This is a genomic window from Pseudomonas sp. MH10, assembly GCF_034353045.1.
In the GTDB taxonomy this organism is placed as follows: Bacteria; Pseudomonadota; Gammaproteobacteria; order Pseudomonadales; family Pseudomonadaceae; genus Aquipseudomonas.
The window spans coordinates 2,343,848-2,359,720 of record NZ_CP133783.1; the positions used below are offsets into that span (position 1 = coordinate 2,343,848).

10 protein-coding genes and 1 pseudogene are annotated in these 15,873 nt (G+C 57.1%); 4 read left to right on the forward strand and 7 right to left on the reverse strand.

The genetic code is table 11. The features are described 5' to 3' along the window. Window positions 1-19 precede the first annotated feature (19 nt). Window positions 20-1,444: a gamma-aminobutyraldehyde dehydrogenase gene (locus tag RHM59_RS10490; RefSeq protein WP_322168018.1), complete on the forward strand. Its 1,425-nt coding sequence runs from the start codon at window positions 20-22 to the stop codon at window positions 1,442-1,444. A 193-nt stretch (window positions 1,445-1,637) separates the two neighbouring features. After that, window positions 1,638-3,121 (forward strand): annotated as a pseudogene (locus RHM59_RS10495) (APC family permease). A 67-nt stretch (window positions 3,122-3,188) separates the two neighbouring features. Here RHM59_RS10495 and RHM59_RS10500 read toward each other — a convergent pair. From RHM59_RS10500 to RHM59_RS10510, 3 genes are all read right to left on the reverse strand, one after another. Then, the gene (locus RHM59_RS10500; protein ID WP_322168017.1) at window positions 3,189-4,295 is read right to left on the reverse strand and encodes an NADH:flavin oxidoreductase/NADH oxidase; all 1,107 of its coding nucleotides are present in this window, start codon (window positions 4,293-4,295) and stop codon (window positions 3,189-3,191) included. Window positions 4,296-4,408: 113 nt separating this feature from the next. After that, on the reverse strand, window positions 4,409-6,124 hold the full coding sequence (gene recJ, locus RHM59_RS10505; RefSeq protein ID WP_322168016.1) for a single-stranded-DNA-specific exonuclease RecJ: 1,716 nt from the start codon (window positions 6,122-6,124) through the stop codon (window positions 4,409-4,411). A gap of 63 nt (window positions 6,125-6,187) precedes the next feature. Next, window positions 6,188-6,730 (reverse strand): YaeQ family protein, encoded by a 543-nt coding sequence (locus RHM59_RS10510; RefSeq protein WP_322286523.1) that lies wholly within the window; start codon window positions 6,728-6,730, stop codon window positions 6,188-6,190. Between the two features lie 284 nt (window positions 6,731-7,014). Here RHM59_RS10510 and RHM59_RS10515 point away from each other — a divergent pair, with 284 nt between their 5' ends. Beyond that, window positions 7,015-7,851: a TIGR02285 family protein gene (locus RHM59_RS10515; protein ID WP_416194786.1), complete on the forward strand. Its 837-nt coding sequence runs from the start codon at window positions 7,015-7,017 to the stop codon at window positions 7,849-7,851. 358 nt (window positions 7,852-8,209) lie between these two features. Here RHM59_RS10515 and RHM59_RS10520 read toward each other — a convergent pair whose 3' ends face one another. Next, on the reverse strand, window positions 8,210-8,506 hold the full coding sequence (locus tag RHM59_RS10520; protein WP_322168013.1) for a DUF3509 domain-containing protein: 297 nt from the start codon (window positions 8,504-8,506) through the stop codon (window positions 8,210-8,212). Window positions 8,507-8,678: 172 nt separating this feature from the next. On the opposite strand from RHM59_RS10520, the gene RHM59_RS10525 reads away from it, so the two are divergent. Further along, window positions 8,679-9,341, forward strand: coding sequence for a response regulator transcription factor (locus RHM59_RS10525; protein ID WP_322168012.1), 663 nt, complete (start codon window positions 8,679-8,681; stop codon window positions 9,339-9,341). On the opposite strand, the gene RHM59_RS10530 is transcribed toward RHM59_RS10525, so the two are convergent. From RHM59_RS10530 to thrC, 3 genes are all read right to left on the reverse strand, one after another. Beyond that, entirely contained in the window at window positions 9,310-10,563 is a 1,254-nt protein-coding gene (locus tag RHM59_RS10530; protein ID WP_322168011.1) for an EAL domain-containing response regulator, read from the reverse strand. The two genes, RHM59_RS10525 and RHM59_RS10530, sit on opposite strands and share 32 nt — an antisense overlap. An 85-nt stretch (window positions 10,564-10,648) precedes the next feature. Next, window positions 10,649-14,239 (reverse strand): ATP-binding protein, encoded by a 3,591-nt coding sequence (locus RHM59_RS10535; RefSeq protein ID WP_416195067.1) that lies wholly within the window; start codon window positions 14,237-14,239, stop codon window positions 10,649-10,651. A 117-nt stretch (window positions 14,240-14,356) separates the two neighbouring features. After that, the gene (gene thrC / locus RHM59_RS10540; RefSeq protein WP_322168010.1) at window positions 14,357-15,781 is read right to left on the reverse strand and encodes a threonine synthase; all 1,425 of its coding nucleotides are present in this window, start codon (window positions 15,779-15,781) and stop codon (window positions 14,357-14,359) included. Window positions 15,782-15,873: the final 92 nt, after the last annotated feature.

Genomic DNA, 15,873 nt, shown 5'->3' on the forward strand with positions numbered 1-15,873 from the left:
TCCCCTGTAGGAGCCAACCATGCAAACCAAACTGTTGATCAATGGCCACTTGGTCGCGGGCGAAGGCCCCAGCCAATCGGTATTCAACCCGGCGTTGGGCCGTGTATTGGTAGAAATCAACGAAGCCAGCGAGGCTCAGGTCGATGCCGCTGTACGAGCAGCCGATGCCGCGTTTGAAAGCTGGTCGCAGACCGCGCCCAAGGACCGCTCGCTGTTGCTGCTGAAGCTGGCCGATGCCATCGAAGCCCACGCTGAAGAATTGGCAAAACTCGAATCCGATAACTGCGGCAAGCCGTATCACGCTGCGCTGAACGATGAAATGCCAGCGATTGCTGATGTGTTCCGTTTCTTCGCCGGCGCCAGCCGTTGCATGAGCGGTTCGGCGGCCGGTGAGTATTTACCCGGCCACACCTCAATGATCCGCCGTGATCCGGTGGGCGTTGTCGCCTCGATTGCACCGTGGAACTACCCGCTGATGATGGTCGCCTGGAAAATCGCGCCGGCATTGGCGGCAGGTAATACCGTGGTGCTCAAACCGTCCGAACAAACCCCGTTGACCGCGTTGCGCTTGGTTGAATTGGCTGCCGAGATCTTTCCGGCCGGCGTGCTGAACCTGGTATTCGGTCGCGGACAAACCGTGGGAAATCCGCTGGTCACCCACCCGAAAGTACGGATGGTCTCGCTGACTGGCTCCATCGCCACCGGCTCGCATATCATTTCCAGCACCGCCGACAGCGTCAAACGCATGCACATGGAATTGGGCGGCAAAGCACCGGTGATCATTTTTGACGACGCCGATATTGAAGCCGCCGTGGAAGGCATTCGTACCTTCGGCTTTTACAACGCCGGCCAGGACTGCACCGCCGCGTGCCGGATTTATGCGCAGAAAGGTATTTACGAAAAATTCGTCACCCAACTGGGCGAAGCCGTCAGCAGCATTAAGGTCGGCTTGCAAGACGATCCGACAACCGAACTGGGTCCGTTGATTTCGGCCCAGCATCGGGACCGGGTCGCAGGCTTCGTTGAACGCGCGCTTGCCCAGTCACACATTCGCCTGATCACCGGTGGTAAAGCGGTGGAAGGTAATGGCTTCTTCTTCGAGCCAACGGTGTTGGCCGACGCTCAGCAGGATGATGAAATCGTCCGTCGCGAAGTGTTTGGACCGGTGGTCTCGGTGACCCAATTCGATGATGAAGCACAGGTCTTGGCCTGGGCCAATGAGTCGGATTACGGCTTGGCGTCTTCGGTGTGGACCAACGATGTCGGCCGCGCCCATCGGCTCGCCGCACGCTTGCAGTACGGCTGCACGTGGGTCAACACGCACTTCATGCTGGTCAGCGAAATGCCCCACGGCGGGCAGAAATTGTCCGGTTATGGCAAAGATATGTCCATGTATGGATTGGAGGACTACACCACCGTTAGACACGTGATGTTCAAGCATTAAAAGTTGATCGCAGCCTTGGGCAGCCCTACAGAAAGCGCTTTAAAACTGTAGGAACTGCCCAAGTCTGCGATCAGACGGACTCACGGTTTCACCCGTAATCGAGATCACAACAATAACGACTGAACCGGGTCGCGCGCGACTGCACGGCTGCGGATTCTCATACCCAAAATCTGCCGATTTCCAGGAGAAACATATGACGGTTCCATCCCTTACTGCGGCCGCCGACAGCGATGCCGAGCAACTCAGGAAGTTGGGGTATACCTCCAATTTCAACCGCACCATGAGCCTGTGGGAAAACTTTGCCCTCGGCTTCACTTACTTGTCGCCGGTGGTTGGCGTCTACACCTTGTTCGGCCTGTGCCTGGCAGCCGGTGGGCCACCGATGTTCTGGGCCTATCTATTGGTGGGTATTGGCCAATTGTTGGTGTGCCTGATCTTTGGTGAAGTGGTGTCGCAGTTTCCAATATCCGGCGGTGTTTACCCGTGGGCGCGCCGTTTGGTGGGCAAGCGCTGGGCGTGGATGGTCGGTTGGATCTACGCGATTGCTTTGTGCGTCACCATTGCCGCAGTGGCCGTGGGGGCTGGGCCATACTTGGCCGCAATGTTGGGTTTTGAGCCCAGTAACAACACCAATATCGTGATCGCGTTGGTGCTGACCCTGTTTGCGACGCTGGTTAATCTCAGCGGCACTAAAGTGTTGTCACGCATCGCCATGTTCGGCTTTTTGTGCGAATTGATTGGCGCAGTGATCGTTGGTCTGTACTTGTTGATCTTCGAACGTCACCAACCGATCAGCGTGCTGTTCAATACCTTCGACATCCGCATCGACGGCTCATACCTGCCGGCATTCTTGACCGCATCGCTGGCAGGGATGTTTCTCTATTACGGCTTTGAAGCCTGCGGTGACGTGGCTGAAGAAACACCCAACCCGAGCAAGATGATTCCCCGCGCCATGCGCATGACCATCTACATCGGCGGTGCCGCAGCAATGTTCGCGTGCCTGGCGCTGATTCTGTCCGTGCCGGACATGGCGGCGGTAATCAATGGCACCGACAAAGACCCGGTGACTACCATTCTCAGTAATGCGTTCGGTGTCACCGGTTCGAAAGTGGTAATGGGCGTGGTGATGATTTCGTTTATCTCCTGCGTGATCAGCCTACAGGCCGCCGCTAGCCGATTGCTGTACGCCTACGCCCGAGATGAAATGATCGTGGGCAGCAACGTGCTCAAACGTCTGTCGCCCAATACCCAAGTACCGGTCGCGGCACTGTTTTTTTGGCGGGAATATTACCGGCACTGATCATTTGCTTGGGCTTCGTGTTGCAGGATGCGGTCGCCACCATCGTCAGCTTTGCCGCCATCGGTATTTACCTGGCGTTCCAGATGATCGTGCTCGCGGCACTCTTCGCCCGCGCACGGGGCTGGATACCCAGCGGTCAATTCAGCCTTGGTAAATGGGGCCTGCCGATCAATCTTGGTGCGCTGATCTATGGCGTTTTGGCGATCATCAACATGGCTTGGCCTCGCACCCCGGACGCGCCGTGGTACATCAACTACGCCATGGTCCTGACCACCGCCATCGTCATCGGCCTGGGCTTGATCTACATGTGGCTCGGCAAACCGTACGACCATGGGACGGCGCCGGCTGGGGACGCGTGGACGGTTGGAAAAAGCTGAGGCCTGCGCCTCGTGTAGGAGCTGCGACGACATTACCTGCGGCGTGCCTGACACGCCGCCTATCCCTTCAATCGCGCAAATCAGATTCGTGGATGGGTTGGTCACGGTGGGTGGCGCGTTGGTATTGGGCGGGCCAGACGGCTTTGCGGCCGCCGAGGTCGTCGTCGGCATGGAGGGGCCAATAGGGGTCACGCAGCAGTTCACGGGCCAACAGAATCAGGTCGGCCTGACCGGTGCGCAGGATATGTTCGGCCTGTGCCGGTTCGGTGATCATGCCCACGGTGCCGGTGGCGATGCCGGCTTCTTTGCGCACGCGTTCGGCAAAGCGTGTTTGGTAGCCCGGTCCTACCGGAATTTCAGCCTTGGCCGCCGTGCCGCCTGATGACACGTCAACCAAGTCCACGCCCAACTCTTTCAAACGCCGCGCCAGCTCAACGGTCTCATCGGGGTTCCAGCCATCTTCCACCCAATCGGTCGCTGAGACGCGCACGAATAAGGGCAGCTCTTGTGGCCAAATTGCGCGCACGGCTTCGGTGACTTGCAGCGTCAGGCGAATACGATTCTCGAATGAGCCGCCGTATTGGTCGCGACGTTGGTTGCTTAGCGGCGACAGAAATTGGTGCAGCAAATAGCCATGGGCAGCGTGCAGTTCGATCACTTTAAAACCGGCAATCAATGCGCGTTTGGCGGCGTCAACGAACGCAGTGATGATGTCCTGGATCTGCGGTTCATCCAGCTGAGACGGCGAGGTGTGTTGCGGATCGAACGCAATCGGAGATGGGCCCACGGGTACCCAACCGCCTTCACTGATCGGTACGCTGCCGTGCTTGCCAAGCCAAGGTCGCCACGTACTGGATTTGCGCCCGGCATGGGCCAGTTGGATACCGGCGACCGCGCCTTGGGCGGCGATGAAGCGGGTGATCCGTTGCAGCGGCTCGATCTGCTTGTCGTTCCACAACCCCAAGTCTTCAGGGGTGATACGACCGTCTTCGGTCACTGCGGTGGCTTCGGTAAAAATCAGACCCGCGCCGCCGACGGCACGGCTTCCGAGATGGACCAGATGCCAGTCATTGGCCAGGCCGTCGACGCAGGAGTACTGACACATCGGCGACACCGCAATGCGGTTGAGCAAGGTCAGTTCGCGGATGGTATAGGGTTCAAGCAGCAGGCTCATGGGCACCTCTCAAGTTAAACTTCCAGACTCTAATTAACGTTTGCGATCGTGCTTAGAGCCTAGTAGACAACCCGAGGTAGCGAGGGTTCGTGCCCCTCTTCTACTTACCTGCTCTAACGCGGAGCGATGTGCGCCACCATCAACTGAACCGTTTCATTGCCCCGAAACTCATTCAGGTCGAGTTTGTAGGCCAGTTCCACCCAGCGAATGGTTGGATTCGGCCAGATCTCCCGGTCGACACTGAAGGCGATGCCATCGAGTTTCAGTGATCCGCATTCGCTTTTCAGTACCATCTTCAGATGTCGCTCGCCAACGATGCGTTGCTCGACCAACTGGAAAACGCCGTGGAACAGTGGTTCGGGAAAATGCTGACCCCAGGGACCGGCGTTGCGCAAGGCGCGGGCCAGTTCCAGGTGAAATTCTTCGACGGCCAGAGTGCCGTCGGACAGGAGCCGCCCGGTGAGGTCATCTTCATTCAATTGACGACGGACTTCGACGTCGAAGGCTTCGGCAAAGGCGGGAAAATTCGCTTCCGGCAACGACAGCCCGGCCGCCATCGCGTGGCCGCCGAACTTGCTGATCAGTTCCGGGTGCCTGGCGGCAACCGCGTCCAGCGCATCGCGGATGTGAAAGCCGGGCACCGAACGCGCCGAGCCCTTGAGCACACCCTCCCCCGCGCTGGCGAAGGCAATGGTCGGGCGGTGATAACGTTCTTTCATGCGCGAGGCAAGGATGCCAATCACGCCTTGGTGCCAATCGGTCTCGAACAGGCATAAACCGAACGGCATCGACTCCAACGGCAAGTCCTTGAGCTGGGCCAGCGCCTCGCGCTGCATACCTTGCTCAATGGACTTGCGGTCCTGGTTCAGATCATCCAGACGCCCGGCCATTTCACGGGCCAGGGTTTCGTCTTCGCAGAGCAGGCATTCGATACCCAGGCTCATGTCGTCCAGACGCCCGGCCGCGTTCAAGCGCGGCCCGATGATGAAACCCAGGTCGGTGGAAGTAATGCGTGAAGCTTCCCGGCGGGCGACGTCGAGAATTGCTTTGAGCCCCGGCCGTGCACGACCGGCACGAATCCGTAGCAAACCTTGATGTACCAGAATGCGATTGTTGGCGTCCAACGGCACGACGTCAGCAACGCTGCCCAACGCGACCAAATCCAGCAGTTCACCGAGGTTTGGCTGGGTCTGTTGGTTGGCCTCGAAATAACCGCTGTCGCGCAAGCGGGCGCGCAGGGCCATCAACACGTAGAAGATAACGCCTACGCCCGCCAGGGCTTTGCTGGGAAATTCACAACCGGGCTGATTCGGGTTGACGATGGCATCGGCGGCGGGCAGCTCATGGCCGGGCAAGTGGTGATCGGTGACCAGCACCGTCAAACCCGCCGCCTTGGCCGCCGCCACGCCTTCGACGCTGGAAATGCCGTTGTCCACTGTGATCAACAAGTGCGGCTGACGTTGCAGCGCGACCGCGACGATTTCCGGGGTCAGGCCGTAACCGTATTCAAACCGATTAGGCACCAGGTAATCGACATGGGCCGCGCCGAACAGACGCAGGCCCAACACGCCAACGGTGCTGGCAGTTGCCCCGTCAGCGTCGAAATCGCCGACGATCAGAATGCGCTGGCGCTCTTTCAGCGCGATGACCAGCAGATCGACCGCTGCATCAATACCCTTGAGTTGCTGGTACGGAATCAGCCGCGCCAGGCTCTTGTCCAGCTCCGCCTCGGACACCACGCCGCGTGCGGCATATAGACGCGTCAACAAGGGGGGTAAGTCGCCAAGAAACGGCAAAGTGTCAGGCAACTGGCGAGCTTCGATACGCATTCGGTTTCCGCTGGTATTTTTATCGTTTGGCCACGTTGGCCGTGTAGTCAGAGACGACGAAAATCAGTCGCGCTCTCCGGTGAGCCACTGCAGCTGAACCTCATGCTGGCCGCGGTCGTCAGTGACGAAAATCGTCCCTTCGCTGATCATTACGTCCCACTTGATAACCCGTGGCATGTCCTTGGCCAAGACTTCCAGAATGTCTTGCGGTACGGCGGCGATATTGACGTTTTTCAAGTTCTTCGCGACGGGAATAACCTTGGTTTCCCAAACACGCAGGCTGCCATAGGCCAACAAACTGGTACGTTCGGTTCGCCGCGACGACCAGGTGAGACGATCCGCATCTGGCTGACCGACTTCAATCCAGTGTAAAACACGGTCGTCGAGGCTTTTTTCCCACAGCGCAGGTTCGTCTACTTCTGACAGACCACGCCCAAACGATAGGTGCTCGTTGTACCAGAAAGCGTACGCGAGCAATCGCACGGTCATACGTTCTTCAGTTTCGGAAGGGTGCCGCGCGATGGTCTGTTTGACGCTCTCATACACTCCACGATCAAGGTCGGTGAGGTTAAGTTCGAATTTGTAGGTCGTGGACGGCTGGGCCATGAACGGACTTCTAGGTACGGGGAAAGGCGACAAGTCTAACCGATGCAAACCTGTTCAACGACGGCGATGGTCCGGCAACGGTTTGATAATGCCTTTATTTATGAGCGGGTGGGGCAGCGTTCGGCTGACATATGGCTGAAGGCGGCCTTGACTTGAGGTACGATTCTGATTTGGCGAACAAGACGTCATCTATATGGCGCTATAATTCAGTCACTTTTTTGCGGATGGAATCATTGATGGCCTACCGCTTCCTGCTACCTGCCAAATCCAGCGCGAAACTCGCACTGATCACGCTGACGTTTCTATGCATCCCGCGCGTCGGTATGGCCAAAGACACCCTGATGTGGCTACTGCGAGACTTTCCGCCCCTCACCATTAACTCCGGCCCGCAGAAGGGGCAAGGCGCCATTGATAAGCTGATGCCATTGCTGATCGCCGGGATGCCTGAGTACGATCATCTGCTGCTGCATGTCAACCGCGCCCGGGGCCTGCAGATGCTCGGTGAAGCGACGTTTACCTGTGACCCAACGTTGCTCTGGACCGCCGAGCGCGCCAAGACCATTATTTTTTCAATTCCAACCTATGCGGTGATCAGTAACGGCATGGTGATTCGCCGCGATGACATCTCACGCTTTAGCCCTTTTATCAAGAACGGCCAGGTTGATCTTGAGGCGGTGTTGGCAAGTCGAGAAATCAAGCTCGGTATCGTTGCAGAGCGCAGCTATGGTCCGGTGATCGATCAAATACTTCGGACCACTTCAGTTGATGAGGTCAGTCGGCATTATGGCAATGATGCGGTCGGCAGCCTGTTGCAGATGGAGCGCGTGGGGCGATTGCACGCTTTAATCAGTTATTGGCCCGAGGCGCGCTTTCTCGCAACACAGCAGAACATCGACCCCAACGACCTTGCGTTCTACCCGGTCATGGGCACGGCCAAATATCAGTTCGCCCACGTCGGCTGTTCGGACACAACCCAAGGGCGCGAAGCCATGGAAATCATCAACCGCCAGATGCGAGTGCTGCGTCGAACCAAACTCATCGACCTCTACGCTGAGCAGCTAGACCCTCAGTCTCGCGTTGAGTATCTGGAGGATGCCAAGGCGTTTTTTGAAAGCCCGTAGCTGAGTTGACGGTGCGCTGTCGCGCAGCAAACTGAGTGGCACGTTGTGTTGTTTGAGGTTGCAGCGTGTCAAGACTGAAGCCTTCCCGAATAAATTCGGTCCCACGGTGTTGACGTTGCACACATTTGCGCAGGAGCTGTCGAAACTGCGACAAGGTCCGAAAGACCTTCGCCAACAAGACAGTATCTACAGATTGCCGGTCAAATCGCAGGCAAAAGAAACCCCGAGCAGTGGGGTACTTACTCGGGGCAAACCGTGGTCCCTCAGGACCAGTACAGCAGACGCCAATCACCGGAGCACAATGCTTGAGCTGCTGTAATTAATCAGAGCACCGAATGCGAGAAAGGTTCCCGAGCAATCAATTAAAAGCCTGGAATGAGGTAAACACTTGGGTGTGAGTCGCATGGCGCATGGCTGCAATGACGCAAGGTTCAATTCGGCCCTCGGCGATCAACAGGTCTCGGTGAAAACCATCCACCACATCAGTGAGCTGGCGCTTATCACGCAGCTGCGCGACGCAGAGCATGCGTTCGATCACAATCGCGCCCGCCGCATTCCTCAAAGTGACGACCCGTTCACCATTAGCGCCCACCGGGCCCAAGGTTGCCTGATAAGGTGTCAGGGCTTCACTTAGCAGTAAGCTGATATTTTCCATCTAGTCACCACTTGGCAGATTGAATGCAAGGTACTTATTAATGACCCTCCGCCTGATGAGAAAGTTCTTCTCGCCTGACCGAGGTGGTTGGCGCAACCAGACGCCAGAGCATGCCTGCCTAAGATGACAGAAAAAAAACAACGGCAATTGTCCCGCTTGAAGGAACCTGATTTTGAACGCCGCTACTGCTAAACCGTTGCGCGTCATTCTGGCCGACGACCACCCTATTTTCCTGATCGGGCTAAGGGTTGTGCTTGAGCAACACAGCAATGCCACTGTAATCGCCGAGGCTGGCTCTCCATCGGCGCTTGCCGAGGCCCTGAAAAACCACCCCTGCGATGTGCTGGTGACTGATTTCATGATGCCCGTTGATGTGCAAAACGACGGGTTGCGATTGCTGGAGCGAGTTCGCCGCGATTACCCACAGCTGCCCATCGTCGTCGTCACCATGCTCAACAATGCGGGGCTGTTTCGTTCGATTCTGGCGTTAGGTGTTACGGCGCTGTTGAGTAAAGCCAGCCTGGCGGGTGAGTTGCCGGCGGCGATTGAATGCCTCCATCAAGGCAAGCAGTACATAGCGGATTCAGTGGCCAGAAAACTGCTTGAGGCCGGTGATTATGGTTCAGAGACGTTGATCGCTCATGAACATCTCTCCCCCAAGGAGTCCGAAGTGCTCCGTCTGCTGGGCGCCGGTCGTTCTGTGGGGGAGATTGCCGCGCAACTAAGCCGCAGCAATAAAACCGTAAGCGCACAGAAAGTCAGCGCCATGCGTAAATTAGGGCTGAGTAATGATGCTGGCTTGTTTATTTATTTGCAGGAGCATGGGCTGACCTGAGACCAACGTTGGAACGCGCTGCCATCCAGCTCAACAGGTCGGTCTCGCTCATCGGTTTGGCAATTAAATACCCCTGCACAGACGGCTGGCCCAACGCCTTGACCGCCTCATAGTCACAAGCGGTCTCCACGCCTTCTACCACCACCTGCATTTCCATCTCACGCGCCATCACCCAGGCACCCGCCACCACGGCGGCTTTGCGGGCATCGTCGGCCATGCCTCGGACGAATTCGGCCGGAATCTTCAACTCGGAAAAGGGCAATTGCAGCAGGCGCTGAATATTCGATGCGCCTGTGCCGAAATCATCGATCGACAATGTGCAGCCACGCATGCGCAAACGCAGCAAACCTTCCAGTTGCGCGGTGGTGGTTTGCAGCGCCGAGCGCTCGATGACTTCAAGGGTCAGGACGTTTGCTGGCAGTTCAAATCGCGCAAGGAGCGCCCCGACGCCCTCTACGAAGTCTTCTTCATTGAACATTTCCGGAACAATATTCACCGCAACCGGTAACGCGCTGCCACTTGCCTGCATCACCTCGGACGATAATTTCAACGCTAACTCGAGCATGCGCCAAGTCAGCGGCACGATTAACCCGGCATCCTCAACAGCGGCCATGAAGCCGCCCGGTGACAATAAACCGTGACGAGGATGCTGCCAGCGAGCTAACGCTTCGACGCCGAGTAAATCACCACCAATGCTGACTTTGGGTTGGTAATGGGCAATCCACTGCTCGGTAATGTCCGCTTCGTCCATGCGCTGTCCGGGCGCCAGCGGGTGAAGCTCTTCCAACGAAAACACTGCGCAATCAGCCAACAAGGGGCGCTGTTCGAGATCCGGCCGACCGGCGCAATAAGCCTCCAACAACTCACGAATCACCAAGGCAGACGCCGGCTTTTGCACACAGCCCAACACCCACATGCCCTGCTGTCGCGCCAGATAGGCGGCGCCGTCGAGCACGCTTCTGTCGCTGCTGCTGAGGATGATGATCGCCCGGGCCCGCTGACCTTCGGCGAGGTATCGAATCATCTCGAGCCCGTCCGGACCCTCCATTTGCAAATCACAGATAGCAATATCGACATCACCGCGATTAGCCAATGATTGCCGCGCATCAGCGACGCTGTGGGCGGTCATGACATTGAACACCTGATTGGCGTTGAACATCTGATGCAGCGCCATGAGTTGAAATGCATTGTCTTCAAGTATCAAAACGTTAAGTGAGCGCACGGTTTCGCCTCCCGGATCGGAGCAGTTTTAGCCAACAGTCTCTGTACTTTAAAGTCCAAGACATCTGTCCCCAATAAGACGCGTCCTAAACTGGAGGCGCCAAGTGGCGTTGGATATCCGTGCGCAACTGGTCGATGGCCCCACTTAATGTTTGCCATTGCGAGGCGAGCGCCGTGCCGTTTTGCTCGCCCACGCTGCTGTCGAGACTGGCGCACGCCTTGGCCAGCGGAACGGCGTCAATCAGGCATGCCACACCCTTCAAACGGTGCAGTGAGGCACTCAGCGCTTTCCAATCCTGCGTAACAATGGCGGGCGCAAAGACCTCAACCTCCTGCTGCAAGTTTTTCCAAAGCTCTGATAGCAGGTGCTGCATTTGTGCCGCGTTGGCTTGGGTCATTCTGCGCAGCGTATCAATATCAAAAGACTGCATCGGCGCAATATCGGCAAGCACCTGTGCCAGCCGGTTGAGGGGCACGGGCTTGATTAACAGTTGACTCATGCCTGCCTGCTCACAGCGTTCACGCTCGCCACTCATGGCGTTGGCGGTATAGCCAATGATCGGACAGGGCTGAAGTTGCTCCTCCACCTCAATCTGTCGAATGCGTTCAGCAAACGCATAACCACTCATTCCCGGCATGTTGCAGTCGGTGAAGACCGCATCGAATGCTTCGTCTCGCCATAGTGTCAGGGCCGCTTGCGCATCGCCGGTGGACACCACCTCATGACCGAGAAATCTCAACTGCTGTGTCAGTACCAGACGGTTCGCAGACAAGTCATCAACCACCAGCACCCGAGTCGAGCGGCTGATGGCGCGAAGTTCATCGGCGGTGGCGGCCTGATCGTGGGTTTTAATGACTCGAACCAAGGGCAGCTCGACCGTCACGCAGGTACCCACCCCCAGCGAGCTTTCAAGACTGACGTGGCCGCCCATTAATTCAACCAGTTGCTTGCAGATACTCAAACCGAGGCCGGAGCCGCCGTATTTGGCAGCCGTATCGTCAGCGGCTTGGGCGAATGGCTGAAACAACTGAGATTGCCGCGCGGCGTCGATCCCCACACCGCTGTCTTTGACGCTGATCAGCAGACAGGGCCGCTGGGACACACCCGATGTGTTGACACTGACCACGACTGAGCCTTCTTGGGTGAACTTCAAGGCATTGCTCAGTAGGTTATGCATGACCTGCCTCAAACGCAGAGGGTCGAGCCAACAATCTCCCTCGGCCTGTTCGGAAAATGCCAACCGCACATCGAGCCCCTTGTCACACGCGCTGGCTTTGAACAGCCGACAAATGCCATCGAAAAACGGCCGCAACGAGGTCACTGCTAATGCCAGCTGCATGCTGCCAGCTTCAATTTTGCTCAGGTCCAAACTGTCACCGATCAGCTCAATCAGCTCTCCTGCGGACCGATAGGCAACCTCCAGACCTTGAGAAGGTGTTTCGCCGCGCAGCAATGTCGCCTCTCGTTCGAGTTCGAGCAAACCGATGATCGCCCCCATCGGCGTGCGGATCTCATGACTCATGGTTGTCAGAAATGCACTTTTGGCTTCATTGGCCTGCTCTGCCAATTGCCGAGCTTCGGTGAGCTGGGCTTCCAGCCGTTTGCGCTCGGTGATATCAATCCAGCCACCCAACAAACCCTGCAACTGACCGTCAGCACGGTAGAACGGCACGGTCCATTGGTACGCATCGATCAAGCGTCCGAACAATTCCATCCGCCGATCAGCAAACACCGGCTGCTGGCTTTCCAGCAATTTCAGGTAGTCGCCGTGCATCTGTTCGGCGCTCATGCGCGGTATTAGCTCAATATCAATCAGGCGTCGCCCGCTCATTTGCTCGAAGCTGATACCAAAACTTTCCTCATAGCTGCGGTTGCACGAAATCAAACATCCGCCGAGGTCGCGGACGTAGATCGGATTGGGAATGCCATCGAGCAAGGCCCGCTTGAATGCCAACTGATCACTGAGTTGCTCCTCTGCCTTGAGCCGCTGCTGGATCTGCACTTTCAAGCGGCCGCTCCAGACCAGGGAGATCAGGCCGATTATCAGTGCCACGGCGACGGCCCAGTAGACCCAACCCGGAATACGCTGCCAAACCGGTGGCTGCACGGCCACCGAGCCCAACCATTTCAAGCGAATAGCGCGCATCTCCGCCACCGGAAACTCTTCCAGCGCCTTATTCAAAATACTGAGCAGTTCGGGCTCACTCTGTACCACTGAAAAACGATCGGATGACCACTGGCCTTCAACGTTACGGCCGACCTTTAGCGCGTCGAGCGGAGGCAGATTAGCCCCGGCCTCGCTTTGGATCGTGGCATCCGCCTGACCGTCTTTAACCATCCTCCGAGCTTGTTCGTAGGTGTCGACCGACAGGATGCGAATGTCCGGGTAGTTTCGACGAACATAGTCCTCCAGCGCATGCCTGGCAGGCAGCGCGAGGGTGCGCCCGGATAAGGTTTTGAGGCTGACAGGAGACGTTTCGCTCTCACGCGAGACAAACACCCAACTGCTGCCTCCAAACGAGTACGTGAAATCGAGAAAGCGTTCGCGTTCGTTGTTTTCAGCCAAGGTCGTGCTCATATCAGCCTGGCCGCTTCGCAGCAACTTGATGCTTTCCTCGGTGGAGGTCACTTCTTTATGCACGAACTTCAAACCCGTCATGCGTGAAATCCGCTCCAGCATGTCCACGTTCAGGCCGACCCAATGGTCGTTTGAGTCTTTGTAGAGGTATGGCGGGTGTTGCCCCGACACGACAGTGACTTGCGGGTGCTTGCGAACCCAGCCTTGTTCGGCAGTACTCACCTTGATGCGCTGGCGGGCAACGTCCGATCCCAGGCCCGTTGTCCAGCGCCCAAGCACTTCACGCCGAACCGAGTCATCGATGCTCGCGAGCGCGAGGTTGATCATCGCCACCAGAGCACCGTCTTGCGAACGAGCAGCGAATGAAAATCCTATGGGCGGCAACGCACTTTCGGACTTGATCTGCAGCCCCATGTAGGGCCGCAGCGCCATGTAGGCACGCACGATGACTTCGTTGCCAATAAAAGCATCGACCTCGCCCTGGTTCAGAGCTTCAAGGGCGCTAAACAGGTTGGGAGCGAGAATCACCTCGCTGCCTGGATAGACCCGATGAACCACCTCGGCATCGGCGTAACCATCGAGCAGGACGATTTTCTTGCCTTTCAACCCTGATGGCAGGGTTGCGTCTTTGCCGCGCCCAACGATAACGGAGCGGTCCGGAAGGTAATCAACAGAAAACGCCAGCGCCTTTTCCCCACGCTCAAAGCCATTGGCCGTTGTAAGAATATCGACAGTGCCGTTGCGTAACGCCTCAACAGCTTCATTGCGCTGGGCGAAACCCACGACCTCAATGGGCACCGAGAGCTTACTGCCGATCAGACTCAGGTAATCAGCACTGATGCCTTGATAACGATTGCGATCGCTGGTGATGTCGATCGGCTCGTAGTCGGCGATCGAGATGCCAACACGCAACTTCTGGCGTTGATCCAGCCATTGCCGGTCTGGTGGATTGAGGGGCAGCGGCGTCAGGCTGACAAAGGGAGGGACGAGTCTGAACGGTAGGCTATTGGCGGCGAACACCATCTGACTTATACATAACAGCAACAGCAGCAGGGCTGTGTGAAAAACGCTTTTTATAGGGACACTCGTATGGTGCATGTTGACTTCCTTCACCGCTATTCCATTCCATATGGATCCAATACCTCACGAGTGTGGCACGCGGAAATGAGAAAGCCCGCCAAATGGCGGGCCTTATGTTGTTACACGACGATACCGTTAAAGCGGTTTTCCGCGATTCCCATGCTGGCTGACAAAGGCCTGGATGGCTTTCAAGTCGTTTGGCAGGACAGTGCACTTTTCGTCACGCTCAAACAAATCAGATAAATGTGCAGGTAGCTCAAGCGCTTTTCCTACACCGGCTTTATCGACTGCTTCCGGGAATTTAACCGGATGTGCGGTCCCCAGAATCACCATCGGGATGTCCAGACTGCGACGACAATCGCGGGCAGCTTTGACACCGATCGCCGTGTGCGGATCAAGCACTTCGCCTGTGCTTGCGAACACCTCGGCGATGGTTTCACAGGTTTCTTCATCGCTGACTGCCAGCGAATCGAACAGCTTGCGCGTTTCGGTCCAGCGCTCGGCATCGACACTGAAAGCGCCGCTCTGCTTGAACGTTTCCATTAAGCCCGCGATGGCTGCGCCGTTACGTCCGTGCATATCGAACAGCAAGCGTTCAAAGTTCGACGAAACCATGATGTCCATGGACGGCGACAAGGTCGCGTGCAGTGTTTCCTTGGTGTACTGGTTGCCGCTCATGAAGCGGTGCAGGATGTCATTGCGGTTAGTGGCGACGATCAATTGGCTGATCGGCAAGCCCATGTTGCGCGCCAGATAACCCGCAAAAATATCGCCGAAGTTACCGGTTGGCACCGAGAACGCCACCGACCGCGCCGGACCGCCAAGCTGCAGGGCTGCGTGAAAGTAGTAGACGATCTGGGCCATTATCCGCGCCCAATTGATCGAGTTGACCGCAACCAGGCGCGTCCCCTTCAGGAAGTCCTGGTCGGCGAAGCTGGCCTTGACCATTTCCTGGCAGTCATCGAAGTTGCCTTCGACGGCGATGTTGTGAATGTTCTCGCCCGCAATGGTGGTCATCTGCCGACGCTGAACTTCAGATACCCGGTTGTTCGGATGCAGGATGAAAATGTCGACGTTGTCGCAACGACGGCAACCTTCGATCGCCGCCGAGCCGGTATCGCCGGAAGTCGCACCAAGAATCACTACCCGCTCGCCACGCTTGGCCAGCACGTAGTCGAGCAAACGCCCGAGCAATTGCAGAGCAAAGTCCTTGAATGCCAGGGTCGGACCGTGGAACAACTCAAGCACCCACTCGTTGCCGTTCAGCGGGCGCAAAGGCGCAATACCGCTGTGGGCAAACACACCGTTTTCGCCCGACGAATAGGTTTCTTCGAGGATTTTTTTGAAATCGGCATCCGGAATACTGCCGGTGACGAACGGGCGCATCACCCGAAAAGCCAGCTCGTGATATGGCAGGCCCGCCCAGGACGCGATCTCTTCGTGGGTGAAACGCGGCAAGTTTTCCGGCACATACAGGCCGCCATCGCTGGCGAGACCCGTGAGCAACACGTCTTCGAAATTCAGCGCGGGCGCTTGGCCGCGGGTACTGATGTAGCGCATGGGGGCAACCTTCGGTTGGAGCTGCAAGCTTTAAGCTACAAGCTGCAAGTTAAAAGCGGCAGGGCTTCTACTTGCAGCTTGCGGCGTGAAAC

Bases quoted from the DNA above. Each gene is read 5' to 3' on its own strand.
- RHM59_RS10490 (WP_322168018.1), top strand. From the start codon at position 20: ATGCAAACCAAACTGTTGATCAATGGCCACTTGGTCGCGGGCGAAGGC.
- RHM59_RS10500 (WP_322168017.1), bottom strand. From the start codon at position 4,295: ATGAGCCTGCTGCTTGAACCCTATACCATCCGCGAACTGACCTTGCTC.
- recJ (WP_322168016.1), bottom strand. From the start codon at position 6,124: ATGCGTATCGAAGCTCGCCAGTTGCCTGACACTTTGCCGTTTCTTGGC.
- RHM59_RS10510 (WP_322286523.1), bottom strand. From the start codon at position 6,730: ATGGCCCAGCCGTCCACGACCTACAAATTCGAACTTAACCTCACCGAC.
- RHM59_RS10520 (WP_322168013.1), bottom strand. From the start codon at position 8,506: ATGGAAAATATCAGCTTACTGCTAAGTGAAGCCCTGACACCTTATCAG.
- RHM59_RS10535 (WP_416195067.1), bottom strand. From the start codon at position 14,239: ATGCACCATACGAGTGTCCCTATAAAAAGCGTTTTTCACACAGCCCTG.
- thrC (WP_322168010.1), bottom strand. From the start codon at position 15,781: ATGCGCTACATCAGTACCCGCGGCCAAGCGCCCGCGCTGAATTTCGAA.